This window comes from Amycolatopsis sp. NPDC104863, from assembly GCF_055582965.1.
Genome location: NZ_JBVJOW010000001.1, coordinates 1,728,854 through 1,742,545, shown reverse-complemented (window position 1 = coordinate 1,742,545; position 13,692 = coordinate 1,728,854). Strand labels below are relative to the sequence as shown.

Genomic DNA, 13,692 nt, shown 5'->3' with positions numbered 1-13,692 from the left:
GTCCGACATCGATGTCAGTCCTTTGGGGCGTTTCTTTCGACGCCACTCCGCTGTCCGGGGTCGTGGTCGAGTTCCTCAAGACGGCGCGCCGGACGGCCGCCCGGGGCCTCCGCGTCCACCTCGACCTCGGCTACGACATCAAGGCCGACAAGGGCGCCTTCTTCCGGCCCTACCGCGACGAGGCCGGGCTGCTGCCCGAGTGGGTCACGCTCGACCGCGTCGAGGGCGTCGAAGACGTCCGCGGTTACGACGGCGCGTTTGTCGAACGGGTGCTTGCGCAGGTCGTCCAACGCGGCGACGAGAGCCTGCGGCCGGAGATCGACCGGATCGCCGGCGAGCTGGCCGCGAAGATCGTCGCCACCTGGGAACGCCTCGGCGTGACGATGGTGATGGTCGAGAACGGCACGCTGCCGGAGAACCTCACCTACACCGAGGCGCTCTACCGCGCGATCGACCGGTACGGCGCCCGCCACCGGCTCGGCCGGTTCGTGTTCTGGCGCGACCACGACCTGATGTGGCAGAGCGAGCCGGGCATCGCCAAGTACGGGCGGTTCCCGTACCCCGGGGTGCCCGCGCCGCGGAACTCGCCGCACATCCACTACTTCGCCCTGCACGAAGAGGCCCGGGCGCGGACGCTCGAATGGGTGCCCGGCCTGCGGAACATCGACGTCCTGCCCAACGCGTTCACCATCGCGCCCGCGCGGCTCGACGAGCGCAACACGACCTTCCGGCGTGACCACGGCATTCCCGAGGACGTCCCGCTGCTGGCCCGGATCACGCGGATCATCCCGCAGAAGCGCATCGACCGGGACCTCCACCTGCTCGCGCTGCTGCCGGACGCGTGGCTGTTCGTCGCGGGCGACGTCGGCGAAGCGCCCGCCGAGCACGTCCGGCTCACGGCGCTGGCGGACCGGCTCGGCGTGCGCGACCGGGTCGTCTTCGGCGGCTGGCTGACGCCGTACGACACCGCCGTGCCCGGCCGCCATTCGGTGCGGGACCTCCTGGCGCACACGACGGTCGTGCTGTTCCTGACCTCCTACGACTACGAGAGCTACGGCAACCCGGTCAGCGAGGCGATCGCCTCCGGGACGCCGTACGCGACCAGCGGGTACGAGCTCTACGACGTCGTCTACGGCAGCAAGGGGTTCCGGGCGCCGGTGCTGGACATCCGGACCCGCGACCTGCCGGACGCGGCGTTCGCCCGCGAAGTGGCCGAGCTGATCACCGACGAAGGGAAACGAGCGGAAGTGGTGCGGGCGAACTCCGAACTCGGGCAGGCGCGGTTCGGCACCCGGGTCGTCGACGAGCTGGTAGACCGGCTGTACCCGCCGCCGATGGGCGCCGGCACGCGGCTGAGCGTCGTGCTGCCGGTGTACAACGAGGCCGCGAACCTGCCGGAGGTGCTGCGGACGCTGCACGACCAGCAGGCCCTGGACAAGGAAAGCTACGAGGTCGTCCTGGTCGACAACAACTCGACCGATGACACCGTGGCCATCGCACGCGCCTTCGCGGCGTCCCATCCCGAGCTGGCGCTGCACGTGATCGCCGAGCCCGAGCAAGGTGTGTCGTGCGCGCGGCGGGCGGGCATGGACTTCGCCGCGGCGCGCAGCCGCAACCGGCCCGACACCGACCCGGGGGAGCGCTTCTACCTCGTGTCCGCCGACGCGGACTGCCGGGTCGACCCGCACTGGCTGGCCGAGCTGTTCGCGGCGATGGAGACGAGCAAGGCCGCGATCGGCGTCTGCGACTACTACTACAACGCGGAGCACTTCACGAACCGGCCACGGCTGTGGGACGCCATCCAGCGGACGCTGCGCTGCCGCGCCGTCACGTTCTCGCTGTTCGGCGGCTTCCCGGACGGAAAGGGTTTTGCCGTCGAGCGCGACGCCTACGAGCGCGCCGGCGGCATCGAGATCTTCTACCAGCTGCAGGACGGCAAGTTCGTCAACCACCTGTCCGACGACTGGGACTTCGGGATCAAGGTCGCCAGCGGCGGCGACGCCATCACCTACGCGCCGCGCTCGCGGGTCGAGATCAACCCGCGGCGCGTCGACCACGCCATCGACGAGGTCATCGCGGGCCGCGCCTACGGCTCGGACGGCATCATCGTCATGCGCGACATCCGGCCTTCGGTGCCGACGACCGCCGTCGACCTCACCGAGGCCGAGGCGCGGCAGGCGTGGGAGTTCTCGATCAAGGACTTCACCCCGAAGAACACGATCTTGCCGGTGCTGCTGACACCCGCGCTCCTTGAGGACGACGCCGTCATCGCGTTCTTCGGCACGGACCTGGCCGCCCGGCTCGCCCGGCGGATCGCCGAGATCCGCGCCGAGATGCGCGTGGTCGACTTCACGCCGATCCACGCGTACAAGACCCCGTCGTACCGGCTGTACCTCGAGTTCGCCGACGAACTTTTCGCGTGCCTGCGCAAGCACGTCGGCGAAGACATCGGGCACCCGCCACCGCTGCCGCCGTGCCTGGCGGAGGTGCCACCCGACCGCTTCGCCGAATTCGTCCACTACTACTGCGAAGACCGGGAATCGGGCGAAGCCCACAACTACTTCGGCAACGGAGGGGTGTTCTGATGACGCTGGCGTACGAAGCGGCGATCGGCTCGCTGCACGGGCTCGATCCGGCGTGGCCCCGGCCCGCCGTGCTCGACGTCCTCGAGGCGCCGGAGAACCGGCACCTGCTCGACTTCGTCCAGGAGGACCCGTTCGGGGCGCACGTGTTCCCGGGCAACCTCCCCGGTTCGCCGTCGGAGTTCCTCAGCGACCTCGACACGCAGCTGGCGTCGTCCGGCCCGATCCACCTGTGGTCCTACATCCCGACGTGCGCCTACCGCTGCCGCTTCTGCCAGTACCCGGTGGTGCTCGTCAAGGGCAAACCCGAGGTGCAGTACGAAAAGGCGAAGCACTGGGTCGACCTGAACATCGCCGAGGCCCGGATGTGGCTCGACGCCGTGCCGCACCTGGCCGGCGCCGAAGTGGGGGAGTTCAACGTCTTCGGCGGCACGCCGTCGTTGCTGCCGGAGCCGGAGATCCGCCGCCTGCTGGACTTCTACCGGTCGGAGTTCGGCTTCACGGCCGACACGACGATCCGGTTCGAAGGCGACCCGAGCACGTTCACCCCGGCGAAGCTCGAGCTGCTCCGGGACCTGGGCTGCACCAAGCTGTCCAGCGGGGTCCAGTCCTTCGACGACCACGTGCTGGAGCTGTGCGGGCGCGAGCACAGCGCGCAGATGTGCGTCGACTTCGTCCGCAACGCGACGGCGGCGGGCTTCGAGTGGGTCAGCATCGACCTGATGTACGGCCTGCTTGACCAGACCCTCGACAGCGTCCGCCGCGACCTCGACGTCGTGCTGGAGAACGAGGTCACGGCGGTGGTGTGCACCAAGCTGCACCTGGCGTCCTACAGCGACACCCGCACCGGCGTCACCGGCGAGAAGCCGGCCGCGTGGCAGCTGCCGTCCTACCGGGACAAGCTGGTGCGCGACGGCCACCGCTGGCCGACGCTCGGCGAGCAGTACCAGATGCGGGAGCTGCTCACCGACGGCCTGCGCGAGGCGGGCTACACCGAGCACCCGACGATGTACTTCGCGCGCGACGGCCTCGGGCCCGAGAAGTGGAAGTCCATCATGGTCGACCAGGACAAGCAGGAGGCCGAGGTCGCGATCGGGCTGGGCGGCAGCTCGAGCTGCCGCGCGTCGGAGGCCATCTCCGACGTCAACTCGAAGCGCTACATCGAAACCGTGGAGGCGGGGCGGATTCCCCTGGGCTCGGCGACGCGCTTCACGGCGGAAGCGCAGGAGACGCGGGCGGTGAAGATGGCGCTGACGACGTTGCAGCCGTTGCGGGATTCCCTGCACGCCGAACGGTTCCCCGGCCGGTCGTTGTTCGCGGAGCCGTGGCTCGGGAAGTTCCGTTCGCTGGCCTCGCGCGGGCTCGTCCGGCTGCTTCCGGACGACGGCGTCGTCGAACTCACCCCAGTGGGGGAGGTGCTGGTCGAAGCGATCATCACCACCGAGCTATAGATCACTACATCGAGTGACACATCGCTCGCGGGGAGCGATACGGGCAGGCACCATGGGCTGCGAACGTGCCCGTACCGAGATCGGAGCCCCGATGAGCCGAACCGTTGCCGGACACGACGAACAGCGGTGGCGGGCCCGGCTCGCCGCGGCGGGCGCGCTGGCCGCGTTCGCCTCGGTGGTCGTCGCGGTCCCCGCCGAAGCCGCGCCCGACTACTCACTCGCGGACACGAACTTCGCGGGGACCCAGATCGCGCTGCACGAAGGCGTGCAGGGGAGTGCCCGGGTCGACCCGGCCGGGCAGACGCTCGGCCACGACGTCAGCGGGCACCAGGGCCCGGTCGACTGGGGCGCCGCGGCCGCCGCCGGCGCGAAGTTCACCTACGTCAAGGCGACCGAGGGCACCGGGTTCCTCAACCCGCAGTTCATCGGCCAGTACGACGGCGCCCACTCCGCGGGCCTGATCCGCGGCGCGTACCACTTCGCGCGCCCGGACATCTCCGGCGGCGCGGAGCAGGCGGAGTACTTCATCGCCCACGGCGGCGGCTGGGGGCCGGACGGCAAGACCCTGCCGGGCGCGCTGGACATCGAATACAACCCGTACGGCGACGTCTGTTACGGCAAGAGCCCGGCCGACATGACGGCGTGGATCGCCGACTTCACCCGCACGTATCTGGCGAAGGCCAAGCGCAGCGCGCTCATCTACACGAGCACGTCGTGGTGGAAGACCTGCACCGGCAACACCGACCGGTTCGGCAACACCGACCCGCTGTGGCTGGCGCGATACGGCCCGGACGTCGGCGAGCTGCCCGCGGGCTGGGACAAGCAGAGCATCTGGCAGTTCGCCCGCGGCGGCGGCCTGCCGGGCGACCAGAACTACTACAACGGCCCGATGGGCCGGGTGGAGGCGCTCGCCGCCGGTCAGCAGGCCTAGCGCTTCCAGCCGGACAGGTCCGGCCACGGTGGCCGGCGCAGCACTGCGAGGGTGCCGAGGGTCGCCGCGACGAGCCCGGTGGTCACGGCCAGCACCGCGACCAGGGTCGCGTTGACCGCCGGCTCCCACTTGGCCTGACCGTCGCGGATCGCGAACACCCCGGGTGGCCTGCTGACCGTGATGACGGTCGTGCCGTCCGGGGTCTCGTACGGGTCACCGAAGAGCCGGGGAGGAGTTTCGCCTGGTCGCGGCAGGCCTCTGAGGGTCATGTTCCCCCATCGAACTCGAAACGGGCGTGGTTGACAAGATCGGACAGGACCGCCCCGGTGTCCTTGTCGCCCCGTGACCGGCTCCCTACGATCGGTCAGAAGCGGTGACGCCGGTGTCACCCCGGATGTCCTTTGTGGACCAGGGAGGCGCCGTGCGCAGGATCGCCTTGCTGGCCGCGGTTTCCGTGGCTGCGGCCGTCGTCGTCTCCGCGCCGGGCGCGGCGGGGGCGCGGCCCGCCTGGTTCACCTCGTGGGCCCAGTCGCAGGACGGCCGGGCCGACGCGCCGGTGTCGGGCCAGTCGCTGCGGATGGTCACCCACCTGAGCCAGGGCGGGGACGCGGTGCGCGTCCGGCTCCAGAACACCTTCGGCGCCGGGCCGCTGACCATCGGGCACACCACCGCGGGCCTCACCACGGACGGCGCCGCGGTCGCGGAAGCGCGTGATCTGACCTTCGCGGGCGAGCGCGCCGTCACGATCCCCGCCGGCGGCGAGGTCTGGAGCGACGAAACCAGGCTGGTCACGCGCCCGGACACGAACCTCGCGGTGAGCATGTTCGTGGCGGGCACGGCCACACCCGGCCGGCACGGCGCGGCGCTGCGGGACAACTACCTCACCCCGCCGGGATCGCGTGACCACGCCGCCGACGTCTCCGGCGGAGCCTTCACTTCGACGGTGGGCTCGACGTACGTGGTGAGCGCGGTCGACGTGCACAACCTCGCGCTGACGGGCACGGTCGTCCCGTTCGGCAGCTCGGTCGTCGACGGCATCGGCAGCACGAACTGCGGCCCGGGCTGCACCCAGCTCGGCGCGGACCGGCGCTGGACCGACGACCTGGCGCGGCGGATCGTCGCGGCGTCGGCCCCGCTCGCTGTCGCGAACGCCGGTGTCTCGGGCACCACGAGCGCGAAGAGCTGTCCGGGCTCGCCGCCGTCGATCGCCGGGCTGGACGCGCTCAGCCGCCTCGACCGGGACGTGCTGGCGCTGCACGGCGTCCGGTCGGTGCTCTACTACTACGGCACCAACGACCTCGCGTTCGGCTGTGACGCGGCGACGATCCTCGACAGCTACCGCGAGGTCTTCCGGCGGCTGCGGGCCGCGGGCATCAGCGTCTACGTCACGCCGAGCACACCCCGGCCGGGGTACGGCGACCGGAACAACCTGGACCGGCACGAGATCGCGCTGTTCGTCCAGAAGTGGAACACCTGTGGCGGGTTGTGTTCGGGTGTCGTGGACTTCGACGAGGTGCTGAAGGATCCGCTGAAGCCGAACAGCATCCTGGCCGCGTACGACAACGGTGACGGCATCCACGCCAACGCCGCCGGCCAGCAGGCGCTCGCGGACTTCGTCTCGCTGCCGATGCTCACCCGGAGCTGACTCCTCGATCGGGGCCGGTTCTTCACACGATGGCGTGACCCCGCGAGTCGGAACGGCGGGACTGTGCCCGCGGGTCCGCAGAGTACGTCCGTGATGAACAACTCGATGGACGACGCGGGGTGCTGCCTGCTGTCGGTGGCCTGGAACGTCGCCCCGCTGGCCGAAGGCGCACCGGACTCCCGCCGCGGCGACCTCCGGCGCACGGTCGTGGCGGTGTGCCGCACGGCCGGGCACGGCGCCCGGGACTGGGCCGCGCGGAACGGGACGGGCGCCGAAGCCGAGTACCGGCCGTTCCTGCAGCTCGCCGACGTCGCCTACGAGATCGCGACGCTCTTGTTGCTGGTGGAGGACTTCCTGGTTCCGGACCTGGAGCGCGAGCACCGCCGCTGGGCCGAGATCGAGGAGCTGACGGCCCGGCTGACCGAGCTCGCCGGCTGGACGTCGGCGTTCCTGTCCTTGTCAGGGTCACCCTTACGAATGTAAGGTCCACCCTGACAAGGGAGGTCGACGTGGCGACTGCCGTGATCGCGCATTGTTCGTTCTGTGGCAAGCCCAGCACCGAGGTCGAGACGCTGGTGAGCGGCCCGGGAGTGCTGATCTGCGACGGCTGCGTGCAGCTGTGCGTGTCGGTGATAGCGGGCAAGCCGGCGTCGGCCCCGCACATCGCGCCGTGGGAGCACGACCTGTCACTGGAGCAGGTCCTGGCCAACCTGCGCCCGGTCGCGGCGGCGAGCGCGCAGGTGCAGCAGAACCTGGCCGCATGGGTCGGCAAAGCTCGTTCCCTGGGCGGCACGTGGGCACAGATCGGCGAGGCGCTGGGGATGACCCGCCAGTCGGCGTGGGAGCGTTTCGGTTCTACGGCTTGAGGCCAACGCCGGCGTAGAGGCCGTCTTCTTCGGGGTCGACAACGGCGGCCAGCCGGTCGGGCCGCCAGTTCGCCGAGGTGGTCAGCCCGGGCTCGACGAGCTCGAAGCCGTCGAAGAGACTGAGAACTTCAGCGCGCGTCCGCGGGTAGATGTGGTCCTGCGTCGACTTCATGGTCTCGGCAACCCGCGGATCCCGCAGCACGGCGAAGTCGTTGGTGAGGTGCGTCAGGGCAAGGTAGCTCCCGGGCGCGAGCGCGTCCCGGTAAGCCCGGAAGACGGCATGGATGTCCGGCTCGGGCGGCAGGTAGTGCCCGAGGGTGATGGCCAGCAGCCCGACGGGTTTCCCCAGGTCGAGGAGTTGTTTGACGGGCTCGGACGCCAGGATGGTCTCGGGATCGGTGGCATCGGCTTCCAAAGCGGCGGCGCGGGAGTTGCCTTTGAGCAACATGAGACTGTGCGCGACGGCAACGGGTTCATGGTCGACGTAGACGACTGTGGAGGCAGGGTCGACTTCCTGCGCGACTTCGTGCACGTTGCCGACGGTGGGGATGCCGGAGCCGAGGTCGAGGAACTGCCGGATGCCTTGGTCGAGCAGAAACCGCACGACGCGGCGGAGGAAGGCCCGGTTGCGCCGGGCGACGGTGGCGACTTGGGGTTGGATGGCCTCGAGTTGTTGCGCGACGGCCCGGTCGGCGGCGAGGTTGTGGGCTCCGCCTAGTAGGTAGTCGTAGATGCGTGCGGCACTGGGCCTGGAGATGTCAGCTCCAGGCGGAATCCAGTCGGCGCCTTCCTGGTCGGTCACAGCTCGTCCCCCTCTTCGCAGGCTCGGGCCACCTTAGCGGTCGGGGGTGTCGGGCCGCTTCGCTTTCGCTGACTCGCTCACGGCCTGCTCGAGACGACGACGATCACCACTGTCGGAACGGCATCGACCGCAACCCGGCGCGGGTTACCGGCTGCCAGCAGGAGCACGAGCGCGCCGAGAACGAATTGGACGATCCACGGTCGCCGGCGCTGCCTGACTGGGTCTCGCTCACGACGCGGGCGGATGCCCTGGTGGCGCGGTCGTCGGGGGAGTACCGGGGCTCGGGGTGAAGTGGTGTCGTTCGCTGCCTGCACGGCGGCCCGGATCGGCGAAGTCTCGGGCTGCTGGGTTGGGGATATCGACACCTCGTCGTGGACCTGGACGGTTCGCCGGCAGACGACGCCGTCACCTGGCGGGCTGGTGGGCAAGGGGAAGCGAGCTCGGACGGTGTCGTTGATCGAGGACATTCGAGAGCTGGTCCGGCGGTGTATCGCGCTCGCTGACAACGAGCCGGACGGCCGGCTGTTCAAGGGACGCGCGGTGGCCGAATCACCACGGCGGTGCTCCGGGACGCAACGGCCTGGGACGAGGTTGTGGCGAAGCTCGGATATGACCACTTGCGACGCCATGACCTGCGGCATAAGGGTTTGACCTGGATGGCGGATGTCGGGGTACCGGTGCATCACCTTCGGAAGATCGCAGGGCACGGCTCGCTGACGACAACACAGCGATATCTGCATCCGGATCGCCAGTCGGTCACGGATGCAGGTGAGCTGCTAACTCGACACCTTCGGTCGCCGAGCACGCCCCAGTTGCGAGCCGTCTGACGGTTGTATAGCCGCTCGCACAGGTGTTCGCTCAATGCTACTGGACCACTACGGATAGGGTTTCACTCGGCTGTGACACCCATATGCTGTGCCAGGTGCGTGGATATGTCGTCAGTGTGAGCTAGACTACGGACCAGCGAGTTGGAAAGACCCCGACCGGGGTCAACACCTCGGCCGGGGTCCAGTTGCATTGGCCATGCTCTGCGACCGTACAAGGAGGCGGCAGACGGCATCAAGGCTGTCCGCCGTATGAGGTGTTCGCGCTCGCGGAAAGAGCAAGGTGATCGAGATGACCCGTAAGGTCATTCGGCCGGGAACACCGGCGCCATCGTCGGGGCAGTACAAGGTCCCCGGCAGCAAGACTGAAGTCACGGCGGTCGAGGGCAAGCCTATGCCGCCGACGCCCAAGAAGGGGCAGGGCTACATCGAGGTCGACAAGACCAAGCACAAGAAGTAGCTGAAGGATGGATGCTGTGAGGCGCCGGCTTGCTTGGGCTGGCGCCCCACAGTCCTTTGTGGATGAAACCGATCATTTCCTCGATCGGCTGCGCTCGGTCCCCATCTGGTCCCCGGGCCGCGAAGAAGCTGATCGTCAACGTGTGTGAGTCTGGCAGAGAAAAGCCGCCCGACCTGGGCTTTCACCCAAGTTGAGCGGCTTCTGTGTCCGTCGGGCTGACAGGATTCGAACCTGCGACCCCTTGACCCCCAGTCAAGTGCGCTACCAAACTGCGCCACAGCCCGGACCCGCACTTCTCAGTGCGTACGAGTACTCTAGCGCGCCTCCGAAAGGACCTTGTAACCAGGGTCCCCCGCCCGCCTGACCTGCGGAAACCCGGCGAAAGCCGGAACCGGCAGGGAGGGCGGGCGAGGGACGAGGTCACGCTGGGTTGTTCGCGTGGGTCAGGGTCTGCCACGCCACGAACAGGGCGTTCGTCCCGGCCGGGCGGCGGGACTCCGTCAGTGTCTGCGTGTTGGCCATCGCGATGCCGAGGCGGCCGTGGAGGGCGTTGAACCCCACCTCCGTCACCGGGCCCAGACCCTTCTTCACGCTGCCCTTGCACAGCCACGACGGGACCGCCGTGCCCAGCTCGTACTTCGACTGGAACCCCAGGGCCTGGCGCAGGCGCTCGCCCACGTCCGTGCCGTACACGTCCTGGCCCTGGATGCGGAGCGTCTCGGCCACGTCCGCGATCGCCGCTATTCCGTAACCCGTGTGGACGAAGTCGCGGCATGTCTCCTGGGTCAGGCCGTCCACGAATGTTCCCTGGCCCTGCCAGTAGCCGACGATCTGGTCCCGGGTGGACAGACCGCTGCCGGGGACCGTCTTCGGGAGCGCGCCGTCCGAGGACAGGTAGATGTACGCCGCCACGCGGTTGCGGTATCGGGTTACCGCCTTGTCGTAGTTCGTCTTGTCCTCCAGGAACACCGAGATGCCTACCGCGGCCTCCATCATGGACAGTTCCCAGTTGCCGTTGCTGTTGCTGCCGTTGAGAATTTTGTTCAAGTACACGTTACGCAGCATCGTGCCGAAGCGGCCCGAGTTCGGCCAGCTCGTGTACGTGTACTTGATGATCTCCGCCGCGCGGGGCCAGGATGAGCCCGCCCACCCGGTCTGCAGGGGCGCGTTGCTGTTGGTGTGGTTGGTGATCGTCGCCGACCACGCGTCCATCAATGCGATCGCTTTCTGGGCGTACCGGGCGTCGCCCGAGATGTACCAGATCAAGGCGTCGGTGTACGCCGCGATCGCGTCCTCGCGCTCGTCCGTGCAGCCGTAGTTCGGGTCCGAATACGGGCCGCATTCGACGACGGAACGGGGTTTCGCGGTGCGCGAAAGCGATGCGTACGTGCTCGCTTTGGCCTGGTCGTAAGCGCTTTTCCACGGCTGGGCGCCGGCGTTCACCTGCGCCTTCACGAAGTCCAGCTGCGGACGGCTGACCAGCACGCCCGGGTGGGTGAACGTCGCCGGCGCGGCGGGCGCCGGCGTGGCGATCAAGCCCAGGGCGAGCGGGACGAGGGCGGCGAGCGTGAAGACTTTTCTCACGCGGGATGCGGACATGGCTCTCCTCGAGACGACGGTGTCTGGGTCACCAGCGCGCGGCTGCGTCTGTAGTTTCATGGTCCAGACCACCGCCCGTCAAGGCTCGGGAAGGCCCTTTCTTCGGGTTCTGAATAAAAGACCCGGGAAATGTTCAGCCCGCTGAACGGAAGGCGTTTTCCGTTCAGCGGGCTGAATCCGGTGACCGCTAGCCGAGACCCGCGCTGACCGCGTTCATCAACGTCCCGTTGTCACCCGACATCTCCCACGCCATGACGCCGAGCAGCCCGCGCTGCTTCAGCCACGTGGTCTTCAACCCGATCGACCACGCGTCGTCGTAGGTCCACCACTGGCCGCCGTTGCCGGTGAAGCACGACGTCGCCACCGCCGCCGTGTCGTGGTAGACCGTGCACGCGGGCACGCTCGCGAGCAGGTTCGTGTAACCCCGCGTGCCCGCTTCCTCGGCGAACTGGCCCGGCGCCGCGCCGGTCGCGGACTGCCATTCGCCGTGCTTCCCGCCGTCGGCGACGCCCTGCCAGCCCCGGCCGTAGAACGCCAGCCCGAGCGTCAGCCGCCGTGGATCGACGCCGGCGTTCGTGTACGCGTTGATCGCGGCTTCCGCGCTGAAGTGGAAGTTGTACGGGTCGTCCGCGTCGGCGTACAGGTTGCCCTGGTGGCCGGTGCGGTTCGGCTCCCACGAGTTGTCGCTGCCCGAGCCGTGGAAGTCGTACCCCTGCACGTTCGCGACGTCGAGGTAGTTGAAGATCTTCGAAAGATCCCAACCCGCGGTCACCTTCGCGGGGTCCGCCGGCGTGAAGGCCTGCAGCTGGTAGCGCTTGCCGGTCGTCGTGCCGTACGCGTCGAGCTGCGTGCGGAACTCGGCCATCAGCGCCGTCAGGTTGTTCTTGTCGTTCGGGCTCCAGTGGTTGCCGGGGTGGCCGTCGGCGCTGCCGGGCCACTCCCAGTCGATGTCGATGCCGTCGAAGATCCCGGCCGCGGTCCCCGGGCCGCCGGCGCCGCCGTAGGACGCGATGTTGCCCTTGATCCAAGTGTCGATGCACGAGGAGACGAACTTCTTGCGCGACGCGTCCGTGGCCGCGACGTCGGAGAAGTACTTCGAGTACGTCCAGCCGCCGAGTGATACCAGCACCTTCAGGTTGGGGTGCTTCACCTTGAGCTTCTTCAGCTGGTTGAAGTTGCCGCGCAACGACTCCCAGCCCGTGTCGGCGACGCCGTCGACGGACTGCGCCGCCGCGAACGGCCGCGAGTAGTCCGCTTCGGCGTCACCCGCGCCGTCACCCTGGCTCGGGTCCTGCGGGTTCGCCGTGGTGCCCTTCGTGACGCCGGAGAGGCACGTCAGGTTCACCGGGTCGATGTTCTCGAACGCGTACAGCAGGTGCGTCAGCTTCGCCGCCGCGCCGGTCGTTTCGAGGTTCTTCACGAAGTACTGGCGCCCGTAGATGCCCCACTGCACGAAGTACCCGACCTTCGCGTACCCCGCGACGATGTCGCCGGTCTTCGCGGTGACGGCGTTGCTCGGCGCGGACACGTTGTCGTAGCCGTCCCGGGCGCGCACCGTGAACGTGTACGAAGTGGACGGTGCCAGCCCGGTCACGACCGCGGACGTCGTGGTCACCGTCGTGGCCAAAGTGGAACCGCGGTAGACGTCGTAGCTGACGACACCGGTGTTGTCGGTCGACGCGGCCCACGTGAGCGACACCGAAGTCGCGTCGGCGGCGGTCGAGCGCAGCGAACCAGGTGTGGACGGCGGCGAAGTGTCGTCGGCCGGGTTGTTCGTCGTCACGGCCAGTGCCGCGCTCGCCGGGGACGTCGTCCCCTTCGAGTCCTTGGCCTTCACCGTGAAGGAGTACGCGGTGCCCGGCGTCAGCCCGCTGATCGTCGCGCTGGTCCCGGTCACCGACGCGGCCAGGGAAGTCCCCTGGTAGACGTCGTAGCCGGTGACCGGCAGCGAGCCGGCGGTCGACGTGTTCCAGGCCAGCGAGACGGCCTTGGTCGTCTTCGCGACCAGGCGCAGGTTCGCCGGCGCGCTCGGCGGTGTGTCCGGTGAACCGTCGCAGTTGGCGTTGTCGACGCGGCACTGCGCCGGCGTCGCCGCGGCGCTGAGGCGGAAGGTCGGGCTGTACGGGTAGGTGGTGCGGCCCGGCGCGAGGGTCGCGATGTAGTACGCCGGGGTGAGCGTGACCTGGGTGCCGTTCTGGGTCACCGTGCCGTTTTCGCCGGTGCTGGCGGTCACGCCGGCGGGCAGGGTGAAGGTGATCGCCCAGTTGCTCACCGACGCGGTTCCGGTGTTGGCGACGGTGTAGGTGCCGGTGGTGCCGCTCATCGCCAGGGTGGCGGTCAGCGAACCGGCTGCGGCGGCGGGTGGCGCGAACGCGGCCACGCCGCCGACCGCGATCAGTACGGCGGCGAGCGCGGAGCGTAGTCGTGCGGGAGTGCGTCTCATGGCGGTTCTCCAAGCGGCACGAAGCTGACGGACTGTGGTCTAGACCACGTCCGAATGTAACCCGCACCGGATAACCGGTCTAGACCACA

At 68.9% G+C, this 13,692-nt stretch carries 12 protein-coding genes and 1 tRNA gene; 8 read left to right on the top strand and 5 right to left on the bottom strand.

Translation table 11 applies throughout. The annotated features are described in order from the left end of the window. Positions 1-11 precede the first annotated feature (11 nt). The 3 genes from ACZ63J_RS07735 to ACZ63J_RS07725 all read left to right on the top strand — a co-directional run bounded on the left by ACZ63J_RS07735 (position 12) and on the right by ACZ63J_RS07725 (position 4,964). Positions 12-2,585: a glycosyltransferase gene (locus ACZ63J_RS07735; protein ID WP_465398534.1), complete on the top strand. Its 2,574-nt coding sequence runs from the start codon at positions 12-14 to the stop codon at positions 2,583-2,585. Beyond that, positions 2,585-4,033, top strand: a complete 1,449-nt coding sequence (locus ACZ63J_RS07730) for a radical SAM protein (RefSeq protein ID WP_465398533.1) — start codon at positions 2,585-2,587, stop codon at positions 4,031-4,033. The genes ACZ63J_RS07735 and ACZ63J_RS07730 overlap by 1 nt, the downstream gene beginning before the upstream one ends. A gap of 91 nt (positions 4,034-4,124) precedes the next feature. Then, on the top strand, positions 4,125-4,964 hold the full coding sequence (locus ACZ63J_RS07725; RefSeq protein WP_465398532.1) for a GH25 family lysozyme: 840 nt from the start codon (positions 4,125-4,127) through the stop codon (positions 4,962-4,964). On the opposite strand, the gene ACZ63J_RS07720 is transcribed toward ACZ63J_RS07725, so the two are convergent. Continuing rightward, a complete protein-coding gene (locus tag ACZ63J_RS07720) occupies positions 4,961-5,233 on the bottom strand; it encodes a hypothetical protein (RefSeq protein WP_465305471.1) in 273 nt (90 codons plus the stop codon). The two genes, ACZ63J_RS07725 and ACZ63J_RS07720, sit on opposite strands and share 4 nt — an antisense overlap. 152 nt (positions 5,234-5,385) lie before the next feature. On the opposite strand from ACZ63J_RS07720, the gene ACZ63J_RS07715 reads away from it, so the two are divergent. From ACZ63J_RS07715 to ACZ63J_RS07705, 3 genes are all read left to right on the top strand, one after another. Continuing rightward, positions 5,386-6,609, top strand: coding sequence for a GDSL-type esterase/lipase family protein (locus ACZ63J_RS07715; protein WP_465398531.1), 1,224 nt, complete (start codon positions 5,386-5,388; stop codon positions 6,607-6,609). Positions 6,610-6,702: 93 nt separating this feature from the next. Then, the gene (locus ACZ63J_RS07710; protein WP_465305649.1) at positions 6,703-7,092 is read left to right on the top strand and encodes a hypothetical protein; all 390 of its coding nucleotides are present in this window, start codon (positions 6,703-6,705) and stop codon (positions 7,090-7,092) included. A 26-nt stretch (positions 7,093-7,118) separates the two neighbouring features. Then, positions 7,119-7,475, top strand: a complete 357-nt coding sequence (locus ACZ63J_RS07705) for a ClpX C4-type zinc finger protein (RefSeq protein ID WP_465398530.1) — start codon at positions 7,119-7,121, stop codon at positions 7,473-7,475. On the opposite strand, the gene ACZ63J_RS07700 is transcribed toward ACZ63J_RS07705, so the two are convergent. Then, a complete protein-coding gene (locus tag ACZ63J_RS07700) occupies positions 7,465-8,277 on the bottom strand; it encodes an SAM-dependent methyltransferase (protein ID WP_465398529.1) in 813 nt (270 codons plus the stop codon). The genes ACZ63J_RS07705 and ACZ63J_RS07700 overlap by 11 nt on opposite strands. Before the next feature lie 560 nt (positions 8,278-8,837). Between ACZ63J_RS07700 and ACZ63J_RS07695 the strand changes: the two genes are divergently transcribed. After that, positions 8,838-9,104 carry a tyrosine-type recombinase/integrase gene (locus tag ACZ63J_RS07695; RefSeq protein WP_465398528.1) on the top strand — a complete coding sequence of 89 codons (267 nt, stop codon included), beginning with the start codon at positions 8,838-8,840 and terminating at the stop codon, positions 9,102-9,104. A 280-nt stretch (positions 9,105-9,384) separates the two neighbouring features. Beyond that, entirely contained in the window at positions 9,385-9,561 is a 177-nt protein-coding gene (locus tag ACZ63J_RS07690; RefSeq protein ID WP_465398784.1) for a hypothetical protein, read from the top strand. A gap of 210 nt (positions 9,562-9,771) precedes the next feature. On the opposite strand, the gene ACZ63J_RS07685 is transcribed toward ACZ63J_RS07690, so the two are convergent. The 3 genes from ACZ63J_RS07685 to ACZ63J_RS07675 form a co-directional block, all read right to left on the bottom strand. After that, positions 9,772-9,845: transfer RNA gene (locus ACZ63J_RS07685), tRNA-Pro, on the bottom strand. Positions 9,846-9,981: 136 nt separating this feature from the next. After that, positions 9,982-11,160: an alginate lyase family protein gene (locus tag ACZ63J_RS07680; protein WP_465398527.1), complete on the bottom strand. Its 1,179-nt coding sequence runs from the start codon at positions 11,158-11,160 to the stop codon at positions 9,982-9,984. 187 nt (positions 11,161-11,347) lie between these two features. Beyond that, positions 11,348-13,603 (bottom strand): glycosyl hydrolase family 18 protein, encoded by a 2,256-nt coding sequence (locus tag ACZ63J_RS07675; RefSeq protein ID WP_465398526.1) that lies wholly within the window; start codon positions 13,601-13,603, stop codon positions 11,348-11,350. Positions 13,604-13,692 lie beyond the last annotated feature (89 nt).

Coding starts and splice junctions, on each gene's coding strand:
- ACZ63J_RS07720 (WP_465305471.1), bottom strand. CDS start 5,233: ATGACCCTCAGAGGCCTGCCGCGACCAGGCGAAACTCCTCCCCGGCTC.
- ACZ63J_RS07730 (WP_465398533.1), top strand. CDS start 2,585: ATGACGCTGGCGTACGAAGCGGCGATCGGCTCGCTGCACGGGCTCGAT.
- ACZ63J_RS07680 (WP_465398527.1), bottom strand. CDS start 11,160: ATGTCCGCATCCCGCGTGAGAAAAGTCTTCACGCTCGCCGCCCTCGTC.
- ACZ63J_RS07675 (WP_465398526.1), bottom strand. CDS start 13,603: ATGAGACGCACTCCCGCACGACTACGCTCCGCGCTCGCCGCCGTACTG.
- ACZ63J_RS07735 (WP_465398534.1), top strand. CDS start 12: ATGTCAGTCCTTTGGGGCGTTTCTTTCGACGCCACTCCGCTGTCCGGG.
- ACZ63J_RS07710 (WP_465305649.1), top strand. CDS start 6,703: ATGAACAACTCGATGGACGACGCGGGGTGCTGCCTGCTGTCGGTGGCC.
- ACZ63J_RS07725 (WP_465398532.1), top strand. CDS start 4,125: ATGAGCCGAACCGTTGCCGGACACGACGAACAGCGGTGGCGGGCCCGG.